Source organism: Varibaculum sp. (assembly GCF_008661855.1).
In the GTDB taxonomy this organism is placed as follows: domain Bacteria; phylum Actinomycetota; class Actinomycetes; order Actinomycetales; family Actinomycetaceae; genus Varibaculum; species Varibaculum timonense_A.
In genome coordinates, this window is sequence record NZ_RPZY01000044.1 from 30,798 (window position 1) to 55,041 (window position 24,244).

22 protein-coding genes and 1 pseudogene are annotated in these 24,244 nt (G+C 50.7%); 13 read left to right on the forward strand and 10 right to left on the reverse strand.

Translation table 11 applies throughout. The features are described 5' to 3' along the window. Nucleotides 1–125: 125 nt before the first annotated feature. Genes QZT94_RS05380 through QZT94_RS05405 form a run of 6 tightly spaced genes read right to left on the reverse strand, consistent with a single transcriptional unit; the run spans nt 126 to nt 2,679 of the window. Nucleotides 126–371, reverse strand: coding sequence for a CsbD family protein (locus tag QZT94_RS05380; RefSeq protein WP_072509201.1), 246 nt, complete (start codon nt 369–371; stop codon nt 126–128). Nucleotides 372–391: 20 nt separating this feature from the next. Beyond that, nucleotides 392–1,018: a hypothetical protein gene (locus QZT94_RS05385; RefSeq protein WP_072509202.1), complete on the reverse strand. Its 627-nt coding sequence runs from the start codon at nt 1,016–1,018 to the stop codon at nt 392–394. Beyond that, nucleotides 1,015–1,611: a hypothetical protein gene (locus tag QZT94_RS05390; RefSeq protein ID WP_296762950.1), complete on the reverse strand. Its 597-nt coding sequence runs from the start codon at nt 1,609–1,611 to the stop codon at nt 1,015–1,017. The genes QZT94_RS05385 and QZT94_RS05390 overlap by 4 nt, the downstream gene beginning before the upstream one ends. Continuing rightward, nucleotides 1,608–1,964: a hypothetical protein gene (locus QZT94_RS05395; protein WP_270626694.1), complete on the reverse strand. Its 357-nt coding sequence runs from the start codon at nt 1,962–1,964 to the stop codon at nt 1,608–1,610. The genes QZT94_RS05390 and QZT94_RS05395 overlap by 4 nt, the downstream gene beginning before the upstream one ends. Nucleotides 1,965–1,978: 14 nt before the next feature. Further along, the gene (locus QZT94_RS05400) at nt 1,979–2,173 is read right to left on the reverse strand and encodes a hypothetical protein (RefSeq protein ID WP_072509205.1); all 195 of its coding nucleotides are present in this window, start codon (nt 2,171–2,173) and stop codon (nt 1,979–1,981) included. Nucleotides 2,174–2,193: 20 nt separating this feature from the next. Beyond that, the gene (locus tag QZT94_RS05405) at nt 2,194–2,679 is read right to left on the reverse strand and encodes an Asp23/Gls24 family envelope stress response protein (RefSeq protein WP_072509206.1); all 486 of its coding nucleotides are present in this window, start codon (nt 2,677–2,679) and stop codon (nt 2,194–2,196) included. Between the two features lie 165 nt (nt 2,680–2,844). Here QZT94_RS05405 and QZT94_RS05410 point away from each other — a divergent pair, with 165 nt between their 5' ends. Then, nucleotides 2,845–3,816: a hypothetical protein gene (locus tag QZT94_RS05410; RefSeq protein ID WP_296762953.1), complete on the forward strand. Its 972-nt coding sequence runs from the start codon at nt 2,845–2,847 to the stop codon at nt 3,814–3,816. 46 nt (nt 3,817–3,862) lie between these two features. Here QZT94_RS05410 and QZT94_RS05415 read toward each other — a convergent pair whose 3' ends face one another. Beyond that, a complete protein-coding gene (locus QZT94_RS05415; protein ID WP_072509208.1) occupies nt 3,863–4,390 on the reverse strand; it encodes a gamma-glutamylcyclotransferase family protein in 528 nt (175 codons plus the stop codon). Between the two features lie 291 nt (nt 4,391–4,681). On the opposite strand from QZT94_RS05415, the gene QZT94_RS05420 reads away from it, so the two are divergent. Further along, a complete protein-coding gene (locus QZT94_RS05420; protein WP_072509209.1) occupies nt 4,682–5,125 on the forward strand; it encodes an Hsp20/alpha crystallin family protein in 444 nt (147 codons plus the stop codon). A 97-nt stretch (nt 5,126–5,222) separates the two neighbouring features. Here the strand turns inward: QZT94_RS05420 and QZT94_RS05425 are convergent, their stop codons facing one another. Then, nucleotides 5,223–5,891 (reverse strand): hypothetical protein, encoded by a 669-nt coding sequence (locus QZT94_RS05425; protein WP_296762959.1) that lies wholly within the window; start codon nt 5,889–5,891, stop codon nt 5,223–5,225. Between the two features lie 192 nt (nt 5,892–6,083). Between QZT94_RS05425 and QZT94_RS05430 the strand changes: the two genes are divergently transcribed. The 4 genes from QZT94_RS05430 to pgi all read left to right on the forward strand — a co-directional run bounded on the left by QZT94_RS05430 (nt 6,084) and on the right by pgi (nt 12,368). Then, nucleotides 6,084–7,310 carry an NADP-dependent isocitrate dehydrogenase gene (locus tag QZT94_RS05430; RefSeq protein ID WP_296762961.1) on the forward strand — a complete coding sequence of 409 codons (1,227 nt, stop codon included), beginning with the start codon at nt 6,084–6,086 and terminating at the stop codon, nt 7,308–7,310. 203 nt (nt 7,311–7,513) lie between these two features. After that, complete coding sequence (locus QZT94_RS05435; protein ID WP_072509212.1) at nt 7,514–8,356, forward strand: substrate-binding domain-containing protein; 843 nt, start codon at nt 7,514–7,516, stop codon at nt 8,354–8,356. 25 nt (nt 8,357–8,381) lie between these two features. Then, nucleotides 8,382–10,646 carry a 6-phosphofructokinase gene (locus QZT94_RS05440; RefSeq protein WP_296762965.1) on the forward strand — a complete coding sequence of 755 codons (2,265 nt, stop codon included), beginning with the start codon at nt 8,382–8,384 and terminating at the stop codon, nt 10,644–10,646. A 24-nt stretch (nt 10,647–10,670) separates the two neighbouring features. After that, nucleotides 10,671–12,368 (forward strand): glucose-6-phosphate isomerase, encoded by a 1,698-nt coding sequence (gene pgi, locus QZT94_RS05445; RefSeq protein ID WP_296762967.1) that lies wholly within the window; start codon nt 10,671–10,673, stop codon nt 12,366–12,368. Between the two features lie 506 nt (nt 12,369–12,874). On the opposite strand, the gene QZT94_RS05450 is transcribed toward pgi, so the two are convergent. Further along, on the reverse strand, nt 12,875–13,678 hold the full coding sequence (locus QZT94_RS05450; RefSeq protein ID WP_296762970.1) for an aldo/keto reductase: 804 nt from the start codon (nt 13,676–13,678) through the stop codon (nt 12,875–12,877). A 291-nt stretch (nt 13,679–13,969) separates the two neighbouring features. Beyond that, nucleotides 13,970–14,401, reverse strand: coding sequence for a GNAT family N-acetyltransferase (locus QZT94_RS05455; RefSeq protein ID WP_072509216.1), 432 nt, complete (start codon nt 14,399–14,401; stop codon nt 13,970–13,972). 403 nt (nt 14,402–14,804) lie between these two features. On the opposite strand from QZT94_RS05455, the gene dnaK reads away from it, so the two are divergent. From dnaK to QZT94_RS05490, 7 genes and pseudogenes are all read left to right on the forward strand, one after another. Then, nucleotides 14,805–16,679, forward strand: a complete 1,875-nt coding sequence (gene dnaK, locus QZT94_RS05460) for a molecular chaperone DnaK (RefSeq protein WP_296762973.1) — start codon at nt 14,805–14,807, stop codon at nt 16,677–16,679. A gap of 108 nt (nt 16,680–16,787) precedes the next feature. Then, nucleotides 16,788–17,576 carry a nucleotide exchange factor GrpE gene (locus QZT94_RS05465; RefSeq protein WP_296762975.1) on the forward strand — a complete coding sequence of 263 codons (789 nt, stop codon included), beginning with the start codon at nt 16,788–16,790 and terminating at the stop codon, nt 17,574–17,576. A gap of 21 nt (nt 17,577–17,597) precedes the next feature. After that, nucleotides 17,598–18,605, forward strand: a complete 1,008-nt coding sequence (locus QZT94_RS05470) for a DnaJ C-terminal domain-containing protein (RefSeq protein ID WP_296762977.1) — start codon at nt 17,598–17,600, stop codon at nt 18,603–18,605. Then, entirely contained in the window at nt 18,605–19,048 is a 444-nt protein-coding gene (locus QZT94_RS05475) for a helix-turn-helix transcriptional regulator (protein WP_296762979.1), read from the forward strand. Before QZT94_RS05470 ends, QZT94_RS05475 begins: the two co-directional genes overlap by 1 nt. Before the next feature lie 38 nt (nt 19,049–19,086). Then, entirely contained in the window at nt 19,087–20,067 is a 981-nt protein-coding gene (locus QZT94_RS05480) for a hypothetical protein (RefSeq protein WP_072509220.1), read from the forward strand. Between the two features lie 274 nt (nt 20,068–20,341). Next, nucleotides 20,342–22,963: pseudogene (gene clpB, locus QZT94_RS05485) on the forward strand (ATP-dependent chaperone ClpB). 281 nt (nt 22,964–23,244) lie between these two features. After that, nucleotides 23,245–24,240, forward strand: a complete 996-nt coding sequence (locus tag QZT94_RS05490; RefSeq protein WP_296762984.1) for a TetR/AcrR family transcriptional regulator — start codon at nt 23,245–23,247, stop codon at nt 24,238–24,240. Nucleotides 24,241–24,244: the final 4 nt, after the last annotated feature.

Consider the following 24,244-nt stretch of genomic DNA (forward strand, 5'->3'; position numbering starts at 1 on the left):
GGACTGGTTGGAGTTTTATCTGTTCAGGTGAGGATATAAAAAAATCGGGAGGCATTTGCCTCCCGATTTTAGCCCTATTTTCCGCCCTAACCTTTCGGCATTAAATCACAAAAGGGAAAGGGGCGTTACTTGTCGGAAGAGAAACCTTCCTTGATTTTTTCGGCAGCAGCCTTCAGGTTAGCGCCGGCTTCTTCGGCCACGTCTTTAGCTTTATCAGTAAATTCGGAAACTTTGTCTTTGATTTGCGCGCCTACCTGGTCGGCCTTGCCTTCGGCTTTAAGGTCTTTATCACCGCTAACGTCCCCGGCTAGTTCTTTGGCTTTGCCACCTAGATCTTCGGCGCTGTTCTGAATCTTGTCTTCTAAACTCATTTTCTTCTCCTTTAATTTGTTTATGAATCCACGCGATTGGCAGATCCGATATTGCTTCGCCAATTGGTGCTTACGCGCACTAAAACCGGCATTTTTATTCCTAAAACTTGATCGAGCTTTGTGATAGCTTTATCAAGCTCCGTCTTTATTTCCTGCGGGTTTGCCCCCTTGTATACCGCTGCGGTTACTAATAGCCCCGGCCGTTTCTTGACTTCCCAAGACTGTATTTTCATTGAGGAAATCCAGCGGCTAGCTGAAACTTCGTCCTCTATAATGTCCCTAATAAGCCCTAGTTCGGCAGTAATTTCACCCTGTTTTTGGGTATCTTTACCGATTTTATTTAGGGCAAGGGAACGAATCTTGCCGCCCCCTTGAACAAATATCCAGATTAGCAAAGCGACGATAACGATTACTGCAATCGCTAGCGTCCCTACCTGTAACCCAGAGCTTTCCCAGCCCTGTATTTGGAATCGTGACCTATGGTTTAGAGACGTAAAAAGCGTCTGAAGGCGCTCGCCGTAGTAGAGAACCTGGGTACGGATTTTCGCTGACAGCGGTGTCGCAATCATTAGAATTCCGCCGGCTAACGATAATAGCCCCAGAATAAACAATAGAATCCGGTTGAGGGCGCGAGGTAATTTCTTCACTTTTCTAACCTGCCCTCTGTGTTTATTTTGATGCGGGCTGTTAGCCTCGGATGTAAATTCCAGGAAGTAACTTTTTCGGTTGTGAAATCGTGGATTTCCTTTTGGTTAATCTCTTGTCCGGTGTTGGGCGTGATTGTGCTCAAGGAACGGTGCTTGCTCACGGCAGTACTTACCGCTCCTTGGGGCAGACCTATTTTTTCTCGTACTAAACGGGAAACTCCTGAGGCAATAACCGCATCATCAACTACGTAGGCAACGCGATTATCGTTGAGGGCGTGTTTACTTAAAGCCCCGGGTAACACCGATTTTATTAGCAGTAGTGCCCCACAGAGAGTCAATAATGCTCCTACGGTTATCGGGACTAATCTTGAATCATTGTTTAGATTGCTATAGAACTGCTTCCAGATATTTTCTGGGGTAGCTATCAGCGGATTTTGTCCAGATAAAGCCAATACCCCCTCGGTAACTAAATACCCCAAAGCCACTATCAAAATAAATGCGACGCTAACGCTAAGCAGGGCTCGCGCCGAATGGGTCTCCCGGCGCACCAGGTAGGGAACCCGGAGGCGGGATTTTCTGGATTTATTGCTCATTTCAGCTTTCTCCCCTCCCGATGCCGGTATAGTCCGCAAAGCCGTAGGTTTACCCGCCCTACTTTTAGCCCTGCGAGGGTGCTGATACGTTGGACAATATCGTCTCTTGCCTGCTCGGCTAGGGAAAATATCGAGGTATCTGGATTTTTAGCTATGATTTCTAAAACCTGGGAGTTTACGGGACAGGAAATATCTATCCCCAATAATCCCCGGTCATCATGGGTGCTAACTTTGATGTGCTCCCTGGGAACGCTAATGCGTTGCGTAACGACTGCTATCGCAATAGTTTGGATAGCTTTGGCGCACACCGTAGTGATTCCGGTGAATTTGCTTGCTTCCTGGTCGGATTGCATTTGTTTCCTCCTTGTTAATCGGAGGTAGTGGTGTGCTTGCCGATTAGGGCTTCACCAACGCCTTTCAAATCTAGCTTGCCAGATGCTGCTCTACCTATGATGGCACCTATTGCCATAAATAAGATGGAAACTAAGAACCCAAAGAATCCGTGGGCAACTGCCATATAGGCTAGAAAGGCGCCACTAAAAATACCGGCTATGGTTGTCATTTCTTCCCTTTCTAGCGGTATTACTTGAGGTCTTTACTGTCTTTGTCTGCGTCCTCTTCGTCGCTATCGGGTACGTGTACGTCCGTTACTTTGATATTAACTTCGGTAACTTCCAGACCAACCAGCCCCTCGATAGCAGAGAAAATAGCGTCCCGCACTTTATCGGCGACTTCGTGTACCGGGTAGGGGTATTCGACAATTAGTACTACGTCTAGGGCGGTTTGGGTTTGCCCGATTTCAACCGAGATTCCTTGAGTGATACTTTCGGAGGCTCCGACTTTCGAGCGCAGTGCTCCCAGCGCGCGGGCAGCGGAATTTCCTAGGTCGTAGACCCCTGGAATTTCTTTGATGGCTAGACCAGCTATTTTTGCCACTACTTGGTCGGCAACTGTGGTTAGTCCCTGTCCTTGATTCTCAGCTACGTTGTTTTCTGGAATCAGCTCTTTAGCTTCTTCGCTAGTGGGCACGATGGTGGTATTTTTCTTAGTCTTCTGCGTGTTAGCCATACTCATTTCCTTTAACGTAACTGAATTATTGTGTTTTGTTTGGACATAAATGCTTCGCTGGCGTAGCTATGTCTCTATTTAGACCATAACGCTTATTAGTGAGCTGCGCGACTTTTCGGGTAGTTCAGATGCGCCCATTGCGGCTATTCTCGGTAGAATCAGCTCATGTCTGTTGGGAAAGATGAAGAAGAAAAAGCTGCTGGCAGCTTTGATGCTGCCGATATTAGCTCCGTAGGGGTGGGGGCGATTTCGCCGAGAATGAACGCTGAGGAAACTAAGGAAAGCTCCAGTGTTCTTAGCTCCCAGGGTGAAAAGCTAGATTCTGCCCGCGAAGATACTGATAGTAGCGGTGAGGAGGGCACGGACGATGGAGCTGTAAAGTTTCAGATTCCGCAAATCCTGCCTCTCGGGATGGGGCACGAGGACGAGTCAACCGAGCAGCAGGATGCTGGGGAAGACGCTCAGCGAGTGTGGGGTAATCAGGCTGGTGGACGGGTAGATACGGAACATCTTTCAACTGTGGGAACCAATGCCTCTTTTGATGTTTCCAAGATTTCGGTAAAGAAAACGGATGCCCCGTCTAGTTCGCGTTCGCGCAGGGGTGTTTTCTATGTTTTGGGTGCGATATTAACGTTGCTAGTGGTGGGGTTTGCTGTTTACGCCAGTGGTATATTGCAGACTATTTTTACTGTTGTCGGAGCAGATTCTCCTATCCAGGGGGCGAAATCCTATTATCAAGCGCTAATAGACAAGGATGCGCAATCTCTGTGTGCTCTTAGTTCTCCGGCTGCGCGTGGGGAACTGGTAGCGGCGATTAACCAGTCGCAATCGGATAATGCTCAATCCCAGGGCGAGGTTAGCGTTAAGGAATGCGCTAAAGCTGCGAATACTGCCTTTGCCGGGGCGCAAGGGAAGTCCACTATTAAACTTTCTGATTTGGTTTTTTCTTTGGAGAAATCCGGTGATATTGACCAGGTGAAAGCGGTGTTAATCAAAGATAAGAAAGGTACTTCGCTGCAAGTTATGGGGTGGCAAATGATTGATGGACGCTGGTTTTTGGCGGCTCAAGATTCCCAACAAAAGGTGGATATGCAGTACCGGAACTCTCAAGCTGGAGGGGCTAAAGGAGCTAAGTAGTTTAGCGTTTAACCTGCCGTGGGATTACTCCGATTAATCCTGGGGGTTAATCCTCTGTAAATCGGTCGTCATAGTTGGGGTCGTCGAAGTCGTCTAGGGAGGGGGAGAGCTCTTCCCATTCTTCTTCGTGGTTTTCCCAATCCCCACTGGGGGAGAGCACTAATTCGGCTCGATGGTTACGGAAAGACTCTGGCGGAGCCATATAGACATAGGCTTTAACGTCTTGAGTGGGGCCTTCCCAGGTGCTTTCTTCATCGGGGAATACTTCTACTCGCACGGTTTGGCGAATATACATGTTATCGGGGTTGCCCTCACCTAAGTAGCCCTCGTATTCGTCGAGTTCTTCTAGGGTTTCTTCAAATAGGCGCTGCTCAATTAGTAGTATCTGTCCGTGGATTCCGGTGCCGCCGATAGAGCGGATGGCCATTGGATAGGACGCACCGATGTATAGGGAGGCTTCCCGTAGATATGCCGGGGCGAATTCGGTTACCGCGGCCTTCAGACTGGAGCCAAAGCCGCGAGAACCGAGTTTTAAGGTTCCGTAGACAAATAAAGGTAGGTATCGCGTGCTCATGTCTTTATTTTCTCAGTAGCGCTGACTTTTAGGGCGTCTTTGGGGCGGCGTTTTTCTGTCTGGGGGAAGATAGAGGGGGTGGAAATCTGTTTTTGCTGTTCATGGGCTGTTTTTGTTTTGTTAAAAATAGGAAAATGTTAGAAGTATAAAGTTGAGTCAATGCGGCTAAGGTTTTCGCTTCCAGAATAATTGTCTAGCACTTAAAAGGTAGGAGTGCCAGAATGGGAGTTGTGAAGCCGAGAAATACTCGGTAAATAGATTTCCCGCCTTGTGTGGGGGTAAGGAGTAATCATGGTTCGCAGGTATGATCCATTCCGCCAGATGGAAGCAATTTTTGATGATGCTATGCGTCAAGGTCCCTCCCGGGCAGCCATGCCCCTAGATTTGTACCGAGATGGTGAGCAATTTATTGCCCTTTTCGATTTACCGGGGGTAGATCCGGCCAGTGTAGATATTGATATCGAAGACCGCACCCTCACTATTCGCGCCGAGCGGCTAGCGGTAGCGCCAGAGGGAGCGCAGTGGCTAAGCCACGAACGTCCTTTCGGTACTTTCGCCCGCCAGCTCACCTTGGGCAATGGGGTGGCTCTTGACCAAGTTGAAGCCGAGTATGTGGACGGGGTGCTCAAGCTGGTTATCCCGGTGGCAGAAGAAGCTAAACCGCGCAAAATTACAGTACAACGCGGCTCGCGGCAGATTGAGGGCGAGAGCCAAGTGGTAAATGACGCTAACTAGCAGTATTAGCTAGCCGTTATGGGGGTGGGGACGTAGCCTGGCTACGTCCCCACCCTTGCTGTTTCACACGGGTTGCCTCGTCCCTAAGTGGTGGTAGTTAATCAGCTTTGCGGTTCATTTCAGCACCTATTTGCGCCGTGAACTCTATGATTTGGCTGGCGACCGTAACTGGGTCAAACACCTGCAATAGGTGACGGGAAGAATCTGCCCGTACCAGGCGGGCATCAATGGCACGAGCAAACGCTTTCAGACCTTTCCAGGTTTTTCCACCTTTGCGATGGGCGGCAGAAATAACCAATTGCGGAAGTTGGTCGTCAAGCAAATCTATCTCTTGCAAATCTTTCCATGCCATATAAAAGGAGGGTTGCTCGCGGGCTGCCCCCTGGTAAAGCCAGGTTAATAGTTTTTGTTCCAACTTTTGATAAAGGGGCCCGGCGCCCTCGTTATTGCCCTCAAAAGAGGGGTCTATCTGGACGATTCCCACGGGTCGTATCCGGGAGGGACTGGAACTTTTGAGAATCTGCGCAGCCCAGACGCGCACCAACATCGCTCCATAGGAATGTCCAACCAGTATGACTGGAAGGGGGTTAGAGAATGTGGCTCCAAGGTGAAGCGCAGTTTCTTCTCCGCCCTCGCGCATCTCGGTTACTAGACTTCTCCAACTTACGTTCTCACTCTCACCGGGATTCAAAATAGTTGAGCGGGTAGAGCGGGCGCAATAAAATGCGCGACAAAGAATCGGAAAAGTCAGATTCCAAGATTGCATAGACCCTCCCAGCCCTGCCTCCAGCCAAATTAGGGGGGTGGGTTGAGCCGGGGGGCTGGTGCCAATCTGGATTTGCATACAGCTAATTTAAATCATCACCTAATAACTGGCAGATTCAGATGTTACCAATTTATCTCGATGTCAAGTAAAGTTGATGTAAAGGACTTAAAACGAGATATTTTGGAGTTATTCATGGCAAAGATTAAAGTAGCTGGTCCGGTTGTGGAACTTGACGGCGACGAAATGACCCGGATTATTTGGCAGAAAATCCGAAATGAACTACTCCTTCCGTACTTAGATATGGATTTGCGCTATTACGATTTGAGCGTAGAAAACCGGGATGCCACCAGTGATCAGATAACTATCGATGCCGCAAACGCGATTAAAGAACATGGCGTCGGGGTTAAATGTGCAACCATTACCCCCGATGAAGCCCGGGTAAAAGAGTTTGGTTTGCGGAAAATGTGGAAATCGCCGAACGGAACTATCCGCAACATTCTGGGTGGGGTAATCTTCCGGGAACCAATCATTATGGCTAATGTGCCGCGACTGGTGGGCGGATGGACAAAACCTATCGTAGTTGCCCGCCACGCTTTCGGCGACCAATATAAAGCTACCGATTTCAAGGTTCCTGGTGCTGGCACCTTAACCATTACTTTCCAGCCTAAAGATGGCTCTCAGCCCCTTGAACATACCGTGGTTGAATATCCTGACAGCGGTGGAGTGGCTCTGGGGATGTATAACTTTAACGAGTCAATCAAGGATTTTGCGCGCGCCTGTTTCCGCTATGGTCTGCTCCGTGGGTATCCAGTCTACCTGTCCACGAAGAATACGATTTTGAAGGCCTATGACGGGCAGTTTAAGGATATTTTCGCCGACGTCTATGACGGCGAATTCAAAGAGCAATACGAGGAAGTCGGCCTGCACTATGAACACCGATTGATTGATGACATGGTGGCTTCTTCCCTTAAATGGGAAGGCGGATATATTTGGGCCTGCAAGAACTATGACGGTGATGTGCAATCCGATACCGTAGCGCAAGGATTTGGTTCCCTAGGGCTAATGACCTCGGTACTAATGACCCCCGATGGACGCACTATGGAGGCCGAGGCTGCTCACGGAACCGTAACCCGCCACTATCGGCGCTTCCAGCAAGGAGAAAAGACCTCCACCAACCCGATTGCCTCAATCTACGCCTGGACGCGCGGTTTGGCACATCGCGGAACCCTAGATAACACCCCGGAAGTTACCCACTTCGCAAAGACGATAGAAGAAGTCGTAATCTCTACTGTCGAGGGCGGACAAATGACCAAAGATTTAGCTTGCCTAATCGCGCCCGATCAACCCTGGCTAGATACCGATGCTTTCATGAATGTATTGCAAGAAAATCTGGAGCAGCGTTTAAGGCAAGAATCCTAAATACTAGCCGGAAAAGTGCTGATTTTTTGGCAGGAATACGCTAAGAAATCATTTCTTTCAACATCAATAGCGGGGCGGACGCAAAAATAAAGCGTCCGCCCCGCTTTTTCACTGGTTGCTTGGCGGAAATAGGCTAGTATTGATTAATGAACTAAGAGTTCAAGAGAAGCTCAAGATTTGAACTCTGGCAAGGAGGGGAAATAGTGGCAAAGAATCCGCAGGCAGATACCCAAAGATATCTGTTTGTAATGCCGCCGATGCCGCACAGTTCTCCACTGGTTACTACCCTTTTGCGGGTGTTGTTTGAAAGTGCCAAGATGGGGTTTGAACTGGTTCCCATCCTCCTGAAAAGCGACGAGATAGACTTAGACTTTCTGGCTGAAACCTCGAAAGAAATCGGTCCGATTCTTCCTCTAGTTTCCTTTAGTAAAGAACAGAATAACCAGCTAGAAGCGCTTGGAGCGCCGGTAAAGAAAGCAATTTTCGCTACCGATTCGCCCCTATATCCAGTGGTAGCTGCCCTCTACGGTGCATCCGGGCGGGCAATGGCTTCCCGAATGGTTTCCTCGGGACATCGCAATTTGGTTTACCTCTGTTCTTCCAGCTCCCTGCTGGAAAACCTAAACCAACTGCGCTATGCGGGGGTACTCCAAGGATGTATTCTTGGAGGTTGTCCCACCCCTACTATGCTGACCACCGAATATAATTCTCCCAACCTATCGGGAGAATTGGTGCAACTATTTTCTAAAAATCCTGGCATCGATGGGTTTATCTGTCACAATGATTTCTTGGCAATGGAAGTTATCCAAGCCCTAAGAATGTGTGGTCGCATGGTTCCCAATGACTGCGCAGTAATCGGGGTAGGCAATGCCCCCGAAGGGCAACTTTTTAATCCGCCCCTCACATCAGTTGATTTTAATCCCGATGCCAGTGGACGGATTTATGCCCAAGCGCTCGGCGAATACTTGTCTGGAAAAAAGGTAGTAGCGCCTAATCCAGAAGAGGTAGATAAAATAATGACGCTGGTAGCCCGGGGAAGCGCCTAGGAGCCAGTCTTTAAGGGGAGGGAAAATGACCGACTCCGCAAAACCGCAGCCAAAACGGCTAGGAGTTTTAACCTCGGGCGGCGATGCCCAGGGAATGAACGCTGCGGTACGAGCTGTGGTACGTACTGCCTTGAAAATGGGTGCTCAGCCGTACGCAATCCTGGAAGGTTGGCAGGGAGCTGTCACCGGTGGCGAAATGATTAAACCGATGGGCTGGTCGGATGTTTCCAGCATCCTAAACAAAGGTGGCACTGTCATCGGAACCGCCCGTTGTAAAGAATTCCGAGAACGTTCTGGGCTGCGTAAAGCCGCCAAAAACCTCCTCTTAAACGGAATAGACCGCCTAATCTCAATCGGGGGAGACGGTTCCTTAGCCGGAACCAACGAGTTCCAAGAAGAATGGCCCAGTTTGTTAGAAGAACTGGTTGCCTCCGGTGAACTCACCCCTGAGCAGGTAGCTGGACATGAAAAACTGCGGGTAGCGGGGCTAGTTGGCTCAATCGATAACGACTTAGTCGGTTTCGACATGACTATTGGCACCGATTCTGCTTTGCAACGAATCCTGTCTGCACTAGACGAATTATCCTCGACTGCCGCCTCCCATCGGCGTACTTTCGTAGTAGAGGTCATGGGCAGACACTGTGGATATTTACCCTTGATGAGCGCGGTCGCTCGTGGCTGTGACTATGTATTTATTCCCGAAGCGCCCCCCGAAGTTGGGTGGCAAAGCACCCTCGCCCAAAAACTTGCTGCTGGGCGGCAAGCCGGTAGGCGCGAATCAATAGTGCTGGTAGCAGAGGGTGCTATTGATCATGACGGCAACCCCATCACCGCTAATGATGTTTGTGATGCTCTCGAACAAGAAATGGGGGAGCGTCCTCACCTAACCATTTTGGGGCACGTGCAACGCGGCGGCACGCCCTCTGCCTATGATCGATGGATGCCTACCGCCCTGGGATATGCGGCTGTATATGAAGTTTTGAATCAAGACGAGGACTCCCAGCCGGTGATTATTGGTGCTCGGCATAACCGAGTGGCTCGTCTGCCCCTGATGAAAGCCGTCACTGAAACCCGGGCAGTCGCCAAGTTCACCAAGGCTAAAGAATACGGTAAAGCTGTGCAGGCTCGGGGACGCTCCTTTGCGGAAATGCTGGAAATTAATGAAGTAATGGCGGCTCCACCAACAGAAGAACCGCAAAAGAAAGATGCGAAACGAATAGCGATAATGCACGTAGGTGGACTTGCTCCCGGTATGAACACCGCGGCTCGGGCTGCCGTGCGTTTAGGAATCGCAGCTGGACATGAAATGCTGGGGATTTATGGCTCTTTTGAAGGCTTGATGTCCGGAAAAATTAAGCCTTTAGGCTGGGAAGACGTTGAAGGATGGGGATTTGATGGGGGAGCAGAGCTGGGTACTTTACGCCAGATTCCCCGCGTCGAAGAATACTATGCAATCGGTCGAGCCCTAGAAGAACACCGCATTGATGCCCTGATGGTAATCGGCGGATATAACGCCTATCTTTCGATTAACCAGATGAGGCAAGAGACCTCTCGCTACCCGGCTTTCAAAATCCCAATGATTTGCGTACCGGCATCTATTGACAATAATCTTCCGGGTTCGGAAATCTCTATTGGAGCCGATTCAGCACTAAATAATGCGGTTTGGGCACTTGACCGGATTCGAGAATCTGCGGCTGCCTCTCGGCGCTGCTTTGTCGCTGACGCGATGGGACGGCATTGTGGGTATTTGTCCCTCATGTCCGGTATTGCTGCGGGAGCCGAATTGGTTTACCTTGACGAGAATCCCTACGATTTGCAAGATTTAACCGATGATGTGCAAATGATGCGCGATTCTTTCCAAGAAGGTCGCCGCCTCTGTCTGGTGTTACATAACGAAGAAGCCGGTGGTCGTTACAATCGTGAGTTCATTGCCTCCGTATTTGCGCAAGAATCAAAAGGGTTGTTCGATGTCAGACATTCTGCCCTGGGACATCTCCAACAAGGTGGAGAGCCATCCCCATTTGACCGTATTCTCGCTACCCGCCTGGTACGGGTAGCAATTCAAGAGCTAAATACGCAATTTGCCCAACAACGGACTGACCCCCTAGCCGTGGGGTTGAGCGCTAACGGGATTGAACCTTTCGGGCTAATGCAAATGCAAGAAAAGGTAGATACCCAGGTGCGTCGTCCTCTTGATCAATGGTGGCTACCGCTGACCGCTATTATTTCGGTGGTTTCGCGTGATGAATGGGATATTGAAGTCTCCCAGCTACCAATCATTGACCTCTAAGCTAAACATTTGAATAGGAGAAAAATGAACGCTGCTTTAGACCCGACAACCTGCCCTGCCTGGAAAGAGCTACAGGCTCTGTCTGAAGGTTTTAACCCCGACTTAGCAGAATGGTTTGCCAAAAATCCTGAGCGAGCAACACAGCTTAGTTTCACTGCCGCTCAACTGCACGTTGATTTATCGAAAAATCTGCTAACCGAGCCAGTGCTAGCAGCTCTAATGCGTTTAGCATCCCAAACCAAAGTCGAAGCTCACCGGGACGCCATGTTTGCTGGTGAGCATATTAACAACACCGAAGACCGGGCCGTGCTTCATACCGCCTTGCGGGGCAGGGCAGAAGATAATCTCCAGGTGGATGGGCAAAACGTTTCTAAGGACGTGGCGCAGGTTCTAGCGCGAGTTTACGATTTTGCTGAACGGGTTCGCTCCGGAGCGTGGCTAGGAATCACCGGGAAACCTATTAGCACCGTGGTAAATATCGGTATCGGCGGTTCGGATTTAGGTCCGGCTATGGCCTATGAAGCACTAATGCCCTACGTAAAAGTGGGCTTACAGTGCCGCTTTGTATCCAATATTGACCCCACAGATTTGTGTGAAAAAGTTAAAGACTTAGACCCGGAAACTACCTTATTCATCGTCGCTTCCAAGACATTCACCACCCTAGAGACTTTAACTAACGCCCGCGCTGCTCGGAGCTGGCTGCTTGAAAAACTTGTCGCTAATGGGGTTTGGGACGGCAAAAATAATCCCCAAGAATTAGACGCTACCCAATCCCGGGAAGCGATTTCAAAGCATTTCGTAGCGGTGTCTACCAATCTGGAAGCCGTATCCGACTTTGGCATCAATCCCGATAACGCCTTTGGTTTTTGGAACTGGGTAGGAGGGCGCTACTCGGTAGATTCCGCAGTCGGTACTGCCTTGGCGGTTGCGATTGGTAAAGAAGGATTTGCTGATTTCCTTTCCGGTATGCGCGCTATGGATGAGCATTTCCGTACCGCTCCTGTCAGCGAGAACGTTCCGATTCTGATGGGACTACTCAACGTGTGGTACCGAAACTTCCTGCATGCACCTACCCACGCGGTGCTTCCGTATTCCCAGTATTTACATCGCTTCCCCGCATATTTGCAGCAGCTAACCATGGAATCAAATGGTAAAGCCGTGCGCTGGGACGGGCAGGCAGTGAGCTACGATACCGGTGAGATTTTTTGGGGAGAACCCGGAACTAATGGGCAACATGCTTTTTACCAGCTAATCCACCAGGGAACTCAAATGATTCCCGCCGACTTTATCGCTTTCGCCAACCCCACCTGGCCGCTTAAAGACGCAGACAATGATCAGCATGAGCTGTTCCTAGGTAATTTCTTTGCCCAAACCCAGGCGCTAGCTTTCGGTAAAACCGCCGAGCAAGTACGCGCCGAAGGCACTCCAGAACCTATCGTCCCTGCCCGGGTATTCCCCGGTAATAAGCCCTCCACCTCGATTATGGCTTCCCGGCTAACCCCCTCGGTATTGGGACAGTTAATTGCCCTCTATGAGCACATCACCTTTACCCAAGGGATCGTATGGGGGATTAACAGCTTCGACCAGTGGGGCGTAGAACTGGGCAAACAGCTCGCTAAGGCGCTTACTCCGGCAATCTCCGGTGACCGGGAGGTTCTGGAGCAACAAGATCCTTCGACTAAAGCGTTGATTAGCTACTACCACGCCAATCGCGAAAACTAGCCAGTAAAACTATCCTCTGGTAACGGGACGGCGCTGGTTTCTGCGTGACTGCGGGGGCTAGATTTTTCCTCTCGCCCAAGAATTCTGGGAAAGACTTCCGTCTCTCCCAGAATTCTTATGCCCACCGCACCCACTCGGATAAAATCTAGCCCCCGCGTATAGCTGTGATTAAAACCGCTAACTGTATTTGAAAATTCGTATACCCTTTACCTCGATGCCTTACTCTGGCGGTTGGTGCGGTAAAAGATGCGAAAGGCGACTTGAGCCGAGCGAAGCAAGGCTCACCGGAGCCTCGAGCGCTTTTAGCGCGCCAACCCCAGCATAGTGAGATGATTCATTCCAATTGTGTTCTAGGGCTAGATTTTTCCTCTCGCGGGCGCCGTTAGCGCAAGGTGTTGTAAGGAATACTGGTTTCCCGGGTTTTGACAGTAATCGTTGCCTGTCGCTGCCGATATAGGGGTTTAGAGGAGAGCCATAGTGTCGGGGTGGGAACCGGTGCGCCCGTCCTAGCCCTTATCTAAAGAATCTAAATCCGCTTTAGTCTGTGCATCTAGCTGGAAATCAAAAATATCCAGGTTTTCTTTAATGCGATCGGGAGTAACCGATTTGGGGAAGAGGACGTCCCCGCGTTCAATCCCCCAACGTAACACCACTTGGGCAGGGGTTTTCCCTAGGCGTTTAGCGGCGGAAATTACTTTTTCATCTCCAAATATTGTCCCGCGGGCTAGCGGTGACCAGGCTTCGGTCAAAATGTTGTGTTCGAGGTGGAAAGAACGTAGCTGATTATTAGCGAAATGGGGGTGAATCTCCACTTGGTTCACGGCGGGCATTACCCCGGTTTCTTTCAGTAGACGCTCTAAATGAGGTATCTGGAAGTTAGATACCCCGACGGTGCGTGCCCGTCCCTGTTGCTCGAACTCTAATAGGGTGCGCCAAGTTTGCACGAAATCGCCGCCGTAAAGGGTCGGTAATGGCCAGTGGATTAAGAACAAATCCACATAGTCGGTGCGCAAATCCTCCAGGCTTTGCGCGAAAGAGCGACGCGCGTCCTCGGGCAGATGCTTATCATTGTTGAGTTTGGTGGTGAGGAAGATTTCCTCGCGGGGAATTCCGGATTCTTCAATGGCACGTCCCACTTCTGCCTCATTGTGATACATCTGCGCGGTATCAATATGGCGAATCCCTAAATCTAAAGCGTATTTAACCGTATCAACGCAGTCTTCAGCGGAGATTTTGTAGGTTCCGAACCCCAATTGGGGAATCTGGTATCCGTTTGAAAGCTCCAAAGTGGGAATAGGTAGGGCGCTCATAAAAACTAATCCTTATTTCTCGATTGCTATTGCCACCATTGTTACTCTCTTGAGCTAGTTTTGGCAGGTAATTGCCTTTTAACTCACGTCCAAGAATTCCCTAAGGGGATATTTTGGCAAAATAAAATCTATTAACCTGGGTAAACGGTTAATAAAAGGGTGATGTGTTTTATCTTGCATCTAACTTAAAATGTGCATCCGCCAAGAGGTGGTGTTTTCTAAGGACGAGCAAGGGGAGACTATCACTTACCTTAGGTAATCATTGCGGTTAGTGAAACCAAGGCGTACCGGCTAGTTATCGGCGTAGCGGTAAACATTGGTTTGTCGCTGCTTGAATCCGCAGCGTCGATACAGACGGTTAGCGGCTTCGCGGGTGGGGCGGGAGGTAAGGTCTACGGTTTTTGCTCCCACTTTTTTGGCGTGGCGCACCGCCGCCTCTACCAGTGCCTGACCTGCTCCCTGACCGCGGGCAGCTGAATCTACCACCACGTCCTCAATCCAAGCGCGTTTGCCGGTGGGAATCTTGAAGGTTGCGAGAGATAGCATCCCTAAAATCTTGCCCTCTTCGGAGCGGAAAACCAAGAGATAAACCCCCTCTTGTTCGCAGAACTCTTTAATCTGCTGGGCGTTTAGCGCCTGGGCGGAACTGGATAGTTGGGGGATAAGGCGGGAAAATGCCTCTAGGAGTTCCTCACTGAACTCTTCAACCAGTTCTACTGCCATGATTTCTCCTTTTCCGGGATTTTGGGAAGTTGCTACTTAGAAAACATATATGCTGCAAGCGCAATTTGGGAAGAGATATTTGGGAGTGGGGGATTTTTTGTTGGAAACTACCGCACCCTCCTTTTGATTTTCAAGATGATTTCCCTGGTTAAAGCCGAATCTAAAATAAGTAAGGCGAAAAAATAGGGAAAAGGGGAATAAAAACCAGTCCTTAAGAGTTGAGCTAAGTAGACTCAGGTTTTGGGTTACAGCTTGATGTTTCGCCGAGATTTGGTAGCCTTGAGTGTGTAAGGCTCAAGGTTGCTTGAAGCGGAAAGCGGGGCAGATGCTGAAACGCTCGCTAGCTAGGTGAGAACCCGAGCCAACGAGACTGAAAACTAAATTATTAGGAAGGACAACAACTATGGCACGTGCAGTAGGTATTGACTTGGGAACCACCAACTCCGCGATTGCGGTTCTAGAAGGTGGACAGCCCACTATTATTGCCAACGCGGAAGGTCAGCGCACCACTCCCTCGGTAGTGGCATTCTCAAAGGCCGGGGAAGTTCTGGTAGGTGAAGTTGCCAAGCGTCAGGCAGTAACCAACGTAGATAGGACAATCGCGTCCGTGAAACGTCACATGGGGGACAGCTCCTGGACGGTAAAAATTGACGACAAGGAATACAATCCCCAGCAAATCAGCGCATTTATCTTGGGCAAACTAAAGAAAGATGCCGAGGAATATCTAGGGGACTCGGTTAAAGATGCGGTAATCACCGTTCCGGCCTACTTTAATGACGCGCAGCGCCAAGCCACCAAGGATGCCGGTAAAATTGCGGGACTAAACGTACTGCGCCTAGTAAATGAACCCACTGCGGCCGCCCTCGCCTACGGGCTAGAAAAGAGCGAAAAGGACGAATCTATCCTGGTATTCGACCTAGGTGGCGGTACTTTCGATGTTTCCTTACTGGAAGTAATGAAAGACGAGGACGGATTCTCGACTATCGAGGTTCGCGCCACTAACGGAGACAATCACCTAGGTGGCGATGACTGGGATCAGCGCATCGTGAAATGGCTGGTGGACAAGGTAAAAACTAATACCGGTGTAGATTTGTCAAACGACAAGATCGCGATTCAGCGCCTACGTGATTCCGCCGAGCAAGCCAAGAAAGAACTCTCATCTGCGACCTCTACCCAGATTTCTTTGCAGTACCTGTCAATGGGCGAGTCCGGTCCGGTGCACCTAGATGAGCGTCTCACCCGCGCCCACTTTGAAGAAATGACCCAGGATCTGCTAGAACGCACTCGCAAGCCCTTTGAACAGGTGATTGCAGACGCAAAGATTCAAGTCTCTGACATTGATCACGTAGTGCTGGTTGGTGGTTCGACCCGGATGCCGGCGGTAGCCGAGATGGTAAAGACTTTGACCGGTGGAAAAGAAGCCAATAAGTCGGTTAATCCCGATGAAGTGGTAGCCAGCGGTGCCGCCCTACAAACCGGAATTATCCAGGGAGATCGTAACGACGTCCTCCTAATTGACGTAACTCCCTTGTCGCTGGGAATCGAAACCAAGGGTGGGGTAATGACTACCCTGATTAAGCGCAATAGCGCGATTCCTACCAAGCATTCAGAGATATTCTCTACGGCTGAGGACAACCAGGATTCGGTGCTAATCCAGGTCTTCCAGGGGGAGCGTACTTTTACTCGCGATAACAAATCGCTGGGGACTTTCCAGCTCACCGGAATTTTGCCGGCACCGATGGGGGTTCCGCGGATTGAGGTTACTTTCGACATCGACACCAACGGAATCGTGCACGTTTCCGCGAAAGACCAAAACACCAATAAGGAACAGTCAATGACCATTTCCGGGGGGTCGGCTCTTTCCAAGGACGAGATTGACCGCATGGTTAAAGAGGCCGAAGCGCACGCGGAAGAGGATAAGAAACGGCGCGAAGAAGCTGATTTGCGTAACTCGGCGGAACAAACCGTTTACTCAATCGAGAAGCTGCTGAAAGATAACGCCGAAAAGCTCCCCGAGGAAATCGCTAAAGAGGTGCGGGAAGCATCCGACAAGGTTAAGAAAGCTTTGGAAGGCGAAGATATTGAGGCTGTGAAGGCGGCAATGGAAGAACTAAACACCAAGTCGCAAAAGATTGGGGAAACCCTCTACGCCCAGACCCAGGCAGAAGCCGCGCAAAGCCAAGCTGAAGCGGCTGCGTCCTCTGCGGAAAACGGTGAAGCGGGAGCCGAAGATGACGTTATTGATGCGGAAGTTGTCGATGACGAGGACGAAAAGTAACTAACTCTTTAACTCAATCTGTCGGGGGCGCTCGCGAAAGTGGGCGCCCCCTGGGCAGGAGGAAACAGTTTGGAAGAGCACAATGGGAAACGGAGGATAAAGATTAAGGTGAAAGATCCAATGAATCCGGCTTCGACTCCAGATACAGAAAATAATGGGGATTCTTCCCCTAAGCAGGGCTCGACCCCTCAGGTAGAGCAGGATGCGGCAAAAAATGCTGATAATACTGCCGATTCGCCCTCGCAAGACGGTTGCAGTGACCTCGAAGATAGCGCCGCTGCCGTGCCAGGAGACGCACCGGTAGCTGAGGAAACTGAAAACCCAGATGAGAACGCGGCTTTTGCGGATTTGGCTGCACGTTTGGGGGAAGAAATCAATGACGAGGACGCGCCGGTCGAAGAAACGGCTAACGCGGGTGAATCAGATGCGGATAGCGCCCCTAACCAAGAAATAGAAAAACTAAAAGCCCAGGTGGCAGAGCTTAACGAGCAGCTGGCTCGCTCAAGAGCGGAAATCTATAATTTGCAGCAGGAATACTCTGGGTATGTTAAGCGCAGCAAAACTGAGATGTCTGCCCATCATGCCGAGGGCAAGAAAGCGGTCTTGCAGGTGCTGCTGAGTGTCCTGGATGATGTGCAAGCAGCGCGTGATGCCGGGGATTTGAAAGGTCCTTTCGAAGCCATTGCAAAGAAAATGGAAAATACCCTGGAAACTAATTTTGGGCTAACGCGCTACGGTAGCGTCGGGGAAGAGTTTGACCCGAACGTGCATGAAGCCTTGATGGCGCAAAGCGGTGGGGAGGGTGAACCCAGTATCGCCCAGGTTTTGCAGCCCGGATATAAAGTAGGCGAAAACGTTTTGCGGGCAACCAAAGTAATAGTCAATAACCCTGATTAGGGATTAAGGAGGTGAGCATTCATGGCAGGACAGGATTGGGTAGATAAAGACTTCTACGCCGCCCTCGGGGTGTCAAAAAAAGCAGATCAGGCCGCGATTAAGAAAGCTTACCGGAAACTGGCGCGTAAATATCATCCCGATCAAAACCCTGGTGATAAAGCCGCCGAGGAAAAATTCAAGTCGATTGGCGAAGCCTACCAGGTGCTTTCTGACCCGGAACAAAAACGGCAATATGACGCTATTCGCGCCATGGCGGGCGGTGGTGCCCGTTTCAGCGCCGGCCCCACTTCAGGTCGTGGTGGGGCCGGAGGCTTCGAAGACGTATTCGCCTCTATGTTTGGGGCAGGAACCGCTCCCGGGGGCGACTCCGCTAGGTTTAACCTGGGCGAAGGCGATTTGGGTTCTATGCTGGGGTCGCTATTTTCCGGCGGAACGCGCGGCGGTTATGGCGCTCCCGGAGGTTTCGGATCTGGAGCTGGTGGCGGTTTTGGGCGTGAGAAAGGTCAAGATTTAGCTGCCGAGGTCACTCTAGATTTTGCTACCGCTATGTCCGGCAGCACGATGAAACTTGGGGTGGACGGGAAAACTATGACCGTACGCATTCCTGGCAAGATTCGTGACGGCAAGAAGCTGCGTCTGCGCGGGAAAGGGCGACCAGGGCCAGCGGGTAATGGCGACCTGGTGGTAACGGTACACGTCAAACCGGATTCGGTGTATTCCTTTGATGGGAAAGCCTTGCAAATGCAGCTGCCGGTCACTGCTGCTGAGGCGCTGGTAGGTGCGAAAGTACAAATCCCGCTCTTGGGAGGCAAACAAGCGACCATTAAGATTCCGGCAGGAGCTGACAGTGGAACCAAACTCCGATTACGGGGTAAAGGACTGGACGGTCTAGATGTGGTGGCCAGGGTGCAAATCGTTAATCCTGCCTATCCCTCTAATCGGGTGGTTGATATTGCGAAGCAGCTAGCGAGTGCGATTGCCGCAGATCACCCTGACTTTAATCCTCGCAGTCATCTTGAGGGACGCTAATGTCTGGCGGTATAGAAACTCTCTATGTGATTTCGGTGGCTGCCGAGCTTGCCGGTATGCATCCTCAAACGCTGAGGCAATATGACCGGATTGGGTTGGTTATCCCAAAGCGTACCAAGGGCAGGGGGCGTCGCTACAGCGCGCAAGATATTGCGGAGCTGCGGGAAGTGCAGCGCCTGTCTCAGGAAGAGGGAATGAACCTGGCGGGGATTAAACAGGTCCTCAAGCTGCAGCGCGCCCTTTCTCGCTTGGCAGCAGAAAATCAGCAACTGCGGCAACGGCTAGCTATTTATGAACGAGGACGAGGACGAGTATTTTCAGCCGGTCCCAATGGGGAAGTATCCCCTTTAACTAAATTTCCGACTTCTCGCGCTCCAGTTGGTCAGGAACTTGTGCCCTATTTACCTGGGCAAATAGTTCTTTGGGGTGGAAAGCGTTATTAGCCTTTACAATGGGGATAAATCTTTTTATAGGAGGAACAATGGGACAAACCCCGAATCAATTTGGCGCTAACTCTAGTGATCAGGAGCAGTGGGTGCTTGATGGTCAGTTATATTCGGGAAATCCCGCGCAGGTGGGCAAGAATGACCATGCGCCCTCGGTATCAAATACTGTATCGCCCTCGCAAAATCCTGTAAATGAAGCTAGTTTTAGTGTTCCAAACGGCAATGGCGCTGCGCCCTTGCCTACAGCTTTCCCAGCAGGTGGCGCTACTCCTTCGCAGCCAGCAGGTAATGGCGGTGCTCCTTTACCGATTCCCCCCAGGTATCCAGACAGCGATTACTCTTGGAATACTAATTCACCAGCGGGAATGCCAGTTACGCCGGGACCGGGAAATATGGCGGCAGGCAGTTTTTCCGGATTAGGGGGTGGTTCCTCCTATCCGCCTCGCCCGGTGAAATCTCGCGCCGTACCGATTACGGTACTGGTTGTTGGGATAGTAATGATGCTAGTTGCGGCTCCGCTCGCGTTTTTTGGTCTGATAATTGGGTGGGCTACCGATACAGTCTCTGATTTTGACATGCTTGAGGGTAAAAACAGTATCGAGCGGGTAGACGAGTTTTCGGGACATACTGCACTGATAGTCGAAGCTAGTAACCCCAAAGATGTTAAATGTGAAGCTACTTTTAATGGCGAGGTTATAGAGCCTGAAAGTGGTGATTCGTTTGGGGTTGCGTTGGCTGAATCCTTGCAAGAGGACAAAAATGGGTCTGCCGTGTATTCCTATGCGATTAGTGGTTCGGGCAAACTTAAGGTTGATTGCACTTCTTCGTCCAATACTCAAATCGAGTCTATCGGTTTGATTCCTAATCTTTCTTTTGGTTTCCTAGGGTGGGTTTTTGGGATTCCTACTCTTATCGGGCTTGCCGGTTTGGGGCTGATGATTTGGGGGATTGTTTGGACGGTTAAACGGGGGCGGGATAATCGCCAAGCCTTGATTACCGCCTCTTATTATCGCTAGGGTTCTTAAATATTAGGATTCATCTATCTTTTTTAGCTGACGTGAGGGTTCACGCTAGGTTTTAAGTCTTAAATCCTCTATTGCTATCTCTTTTCTGGGTTGATTTCTGCGCTTTTGCCTGGGCTTGATGTTTTAGAAAGCGGGGAGGGCGAATAGCGCTTTGAGAGGTGAGCGTGACTTAATAGGCAAGTTGAGTGGAATAAACTCAACTTTCAGGGTGTTGGACTAAATAGCAACACCCCATCCCACCCGGATGGGAACATGGGAGGAAAAAATGGAAACCAAACTTACTGTTAAATCACAAGCTGCCTTAGGGGATGCGGTACAAACCGCGCAGGTAAATAACAATCCCCAGGTAGAGCCAGAACATCTGTTGAATGCCCTGCAGGGGCAAACCGACTCGATAGCCTTTGCGCTTCTGGATGCAGTCGTGCCAAATCGCACTCAGCAGATTAACGCGCCCCTCCATCAAATGCTGGGAAAACTGCCCAGCGTAAGTGGTAGCTCGGTGGGGGAAGTGCAAACCTCGATGGCAATGCGCCGCGTTATCAAGAAAGCCAGCGAACTGGCGCGTGAGCTCAGTGATGAATACGTATCCACGGAACACCTGCTAATCGCCCTCGCCGATGAATCCGAGGGGGAAACTGGGACTAGCCGGCTGCTAAATGCTGCCGGAGCCAGCGTGAAGGCGTTGCGTGCCAAACTCAAAGAACTTCGCAAAGAGCCGGTCACGTCGCAAGACCCGGAAGCCTCCTTCCAAGCCTTAAAAAAATATGGACGTGACCTGACGGAAGTAGCCCGTAGCGGAAAACTGGACCCGGTAATTGGACGCGATAAAGAAATTCGCCGCGTAATCCAAGTGCTCTCGCGGCGCACCAAAAACAACCCGGTGTTAATCGGAGAAGCAGGGGTAGGCAAAACCGCAGTAGTAGAGGGACTAGCGCAACGGATTGTAGCCGGAGACGTTCCCCAATCCTTACAAAACAAGAAACTGATTAGCCTAGACATAGGAGCAATGGTTGCCGGTGCCAAATACCGCGGCGAGTTTGAAGAACGCCTGAAAGCCGTCCTCGAAGAAATCAAAAATGCCGATGGTCAAGTCGTTACCTTTATTGACGAACTGCATACGGTAGTAGGGGCTGGGGGTGGCTCCGAGGGTGCGATGGACGCCGGCAACATGATTAAACCCATGCTCGCGCGCGGCGAACTGCGAATGGTGGGAGCCACCACCTTGGACGAGTATCGACAAAATATCGAGAAAGATCCGGCGCTGGAGCGTCGCTTCCAACAGGTGTTCGTAGCCGAGCCTAGCGTAGAAGATACGGTAGCGATTTTGCGCGGGATTGCCCCCAAATATGAAGCTCATCATAAGGTTACGATTACCGATGGAGCGCTGGTGGCGGCGGCAAAACTGTCCGACCGTTATATCACCGAACGTAACCTGCCAGATAAAGCCATTGACCTGATTGACGAGGCCGCCTCCCGGCTGCGAATGGAGCTAGATTCCCGTCCGGTGGAGGTAGACTAAAAAAGTCGCCCGGTAGACCGGTTAAAAATGGAAGCAGCCTATCTGGCAGATTCCGAGGGTGAAGGTCTAGATGAGCAGAGTCGGGCCCGGCTAGCAGACTTGCGCGCGGAAATCACCAAGGAACAACAAGTATTGGATGAACTCAATGTGCGCTGGGAATCTGAAAAAGCCTCCCGCAATAAAGTGGGGGATCTGCGTGCCCAACTAGATAAGCTAAACACCCAGCTAGAGCGGGCAATGCGCAGTGGCGACTGGGAAAAGGCTGGTCGGCTACAAAACGGAGAAATCCCGCAAATCCAAGCCGCGATTGCCGCTGCCGAAAAGCAGGAGCAGGAAAGCGATGACTCCCAAGCCATGGTGGTGGAAAAAGTTGGGCCCACCGAGGTTGCCGAAGTGGTGGAGTCCTGGACCGGGATCCCTACCGGGAAAATGCTGCAAACCGAAACTGAAAAACTGCTGCATATGGAAACCGAGATTGGTAAACGACTAATCGGGCAAGAACCGGCAGTACAGGCGGTTGCTGATGCGGTGCGGCGCTCGCGGGCAGGAATCTCCGACCCTAATCGTCCGACGGGATCTTTCCTGTTCCTAGGACCAACCGGGGTGGGGAAGACCGAGCTTGCCAAGTCCTTAGCGGCTTTCCTCTTTGATGATCCCACCGCGATGGTGCGCATCGATATGAGCGAATACGGAGAAAAACACTCGGTATCACGCCTAATCGGGGCGCCTCCTGGATATGTGGGTTATGAAGAGGGCGGGCAGCTCACCGAGGCAGTGCGCCGGCGTTCCTACTGCGTAATTTTGCTTGACGAAGTAGAAAAAGCGCACCCGGAAATCTTCCATGTGTTGCTGCAGGTCTTAGATGATGGTCGCCTTACGGATGGTCAAGGGCGAGTGGTGGATTTTCGCAACACAATTTTGGTGCTCACCTCTAACTTGGGTTCGCAGTATTTGACTGAGAAAGACCTGGCAGAAGCAGAGAAAGAGCGGCTGGTTAAAGAAGCGGTGAAGAATCATTTCCGTCCCGAGTTCCTGAACCGTTTAGATGAGGTTTTGATTTTTAAGCCGCTCAGCCGGGCTCAACTCGCTAAAATCGTGGATTTGCAGTTGGGACAGCTGATGGAGCGTCTGGCTTCGCGCCGTTTGAAACTGAATGTGAGTGAGCAAGCGAAGCAGTGGTTAGCTAACCGCGGGTATGACCCGGCATTTGGGGCCCGTCCGCTGCGTCGCCTGATTCAAAGTGAGATTGGCGACCAATTGGCGCAAGGACTGTTGGCGGGCAAGTGGGAAGATGGCTCCGAGCTTACGGTGAAAGTTCCGGAATCGGTTATCCCCAACTCAGCTCGTTTTAATCTTCAAATAATTTGATGACAGTCCGTGTGGAAATCTTGAGGGTTATGTCTCGATGTCTAATCTGGGGTCAGTAAAACAAATGTTTAAATATGGTGGTTATTTGTTTATCTTATCCAGGTTGAACAGATTTTCGGGGGGGGGTAAGTTATTGTACACAGAAGTAAAAATTAAAAAAATTGTTAATTCGTTATGTATTTTTCGGGGAAAGACTGTATCCTGGTTAAAGCTTAGGTATTCTTATGTAAGCGATGGATAGGACATAAGTACTAGGTGAAGTGAAGGGAGGGGATGCCCAGGTGCCCAAACCAGCACATAAGAGCGGGGAACGCGGGTCGTACGCCGGTGGCGTGGCTCGCCGTGAAGCCATACTTGACGCAACCGTAGATATGATTGCGGAAGCCGGCTACCACGGTTTATCTATGCGCGACGTGGCTCGGCGGGTCGGCATTTCTCACCCTGGGGTTATCTACCATTTTCCCTCCAAAGAAGCCCTACTCATGGCGGTTATTGAACGCTATGAAGATCGCTCCCATTTCGATATTCAAGCAATGCGGCATATGCAGCCGTTTGAAGTGTTTAACGCCTTCACCCAGCTATCTACCGAGCTCAGCTCCAATCCCACAATCGTGGAAATGGAATGTATGCTCTCGGTGGAAGCCTCAAACGAAGTTCACCCGGCACATGATCACTTCGCAGCCCGATTTGAAGGGCTACAAAAGGTACTTACCTCTGCTTTTACTCAGCTACAAGAAGATGAGCTTATCAACCAGGATGCAGATCCTAAATCACTTGGTCATTCCCTGTTAGCCGAATGGTACGGGCTGCATATTCAGTGGCTCTATAACCGTGACGGGGTAGACGTAGTCGCCTCCCTCACTAACTTGATTATTAACCAGGTAGACTTGTCCAACCCCAAGGCACTGCGCGCCATCATGTCCAGCGGTTTTGCCACCCCCTCCGCAATGGCCGCTATCGAACAGGCTGCTGGTTTTACTTTGGAAGACCTGTTGGAAAAGGGCTACATCAGTCTTTCCTCCCAGGAAATGGAGAAATACGGTCTGTCGGATGTACCGGAAGAAATCTTGGACAAGATTGTTCGTTCCGGCATTCTAAACGCGAACGACCTCGAATACGCGCAGGAAAACCAGGCTCTCAGTATCGACTTGCTGGGGCGTTTGGTTATCAACAGCGTTCTCGAAACCGAGGAATACAACACTTTGGCGGATGTTGGCGTCGTGCCGCGTGAAGCGGTGGCGGCACTTACCGCAGTTATGGCTGCTCGTCCTTTCTAAGGAT

Bases quoted from the DNA above. Each gene is read 5' to 3' on its own strand.
- QZT94_RS05380 (WP_072509201.1), bottom strand. From the start codon at position 371: ATGAGTTTAGAAGACAAGATTCAGAACAGCGCCGAAGATCTAGGTGGC.
- QZT94_RS05390 (WP_296762950.1), bottom strand. From the start codon at position 1,611: ATGAGCAATAAATCCAGAAAATCCCGCCTCCGGGTTCCCTACCTGGTG.
- QZT94_RS05395 (WP_270626694.1), bottom strand. From the start codon at position 1,964: ATGCAATCCGACCAGGAAGCAAGCAAATTCACCGGAATCACTACGGTG.
- QZT94_RS05400 (WP_072509205.1), bottom strand. From the start codon at position 2,173: ATGACAACCATAGCCGGTATTTTTAGTGGCGCCTTTCTAGCCTATATG.
- QZT94_RS05405 (WP_072509206.1), bottom strand. From the start codon at position 2,679: ATGGCTAACACGCAGAAGACTAAGAAAAATACCACCATCGTGCCCACT.
- QZT94_RS05410 (WP_296762953.1), top strand. From the start codon at position 2,845: ATGTCTGTTGGGAAAGATGAAGAAGAAAAAGCTGCTGGCAGCTTTGAT.
- QZT94_RS05415 (WP_072509208.1), bottom strand. From the start codon at position 4,390: ATGAGCACGCGATACCTACCTTTATTTGTCTACGGAACCTTAAAACTC.
- QZT94_RS05420 (WP_072509209.1), top strand. From the start codon at position 4,682: ATGGTTCGCAGGTATGATCCATTCCGCCAGATGGAAGCAATTTTTGAT.
- QZT94_RS05425 (WP_296762959.1), bottom strand. From the start codon at position 5,891: ATGCAATCTTGGAATCTGACTTTTCCGATTCTTTGTCGCGCATTTTAT.
- QZT94_RS05430 (WP_296762961.1), top strand. From the start codon at position 6,084: ATGGCAAAGATTAAAGTAGCTGGTCCGGTTGTGGAACTTGACGGCGAC.
- QZT94_RS05440 (WP_296762965.1), top strand. From the start codon at position 8,382: ATGACCGACTCCGCAAAACCGCAGCCAAAACGGCTAGGAGTTTTAACC.
- pgi (WP_296762967.1), top strand. From the start codon at position 10,671: ATGAACGCTGCTTTAGACCCGACAACCTGCCCTGCCTGGAAAGAGCTA.
- QZT94_RS05450 (WP_296762970.1), bottom strand. From the start codon at position 13,678: ATGAGCGCCCTACCTATTCCCACTTTGGAGCTTTCAAACGGATACCAG.
- QZT94_RS05455 (WP_072509216.1), bottom strand. From the start codon at position 14,401: ATGGCAGTAGAACTGGTTGAAGAGTTCAGTGAGGAACTCCTAGAGGCA.
- dnaK (WP_296762973.1), top strand. From the start codon at position 14,805: ATGGCACGTGCAGTAGGTATTGACTTGGGAACCACCAACTCCGCGATT.
- QZT94_RS05470 (WP_296762977.1), top strand. From the start codon at position 17,598: ATGGCAGGACAGGATTGGGTAGATAAAGACTTCTACGCCGCCCTCGGG.
- QZT94_RS05475 (WP_296762979.1), top strand. From the start codon at position 18,605: ATGTCTGGCGGTATAGAAACTCTCTATGTGATTTCGGTGGCTGCCGAG.
- QZT94_RS05480 (WP_072509220.1), top strand. From the start codon at position 19,087: ATGGGACAAACCCCGAATCAATTTGGCGCTAACTCTAGTGATCAGGAG.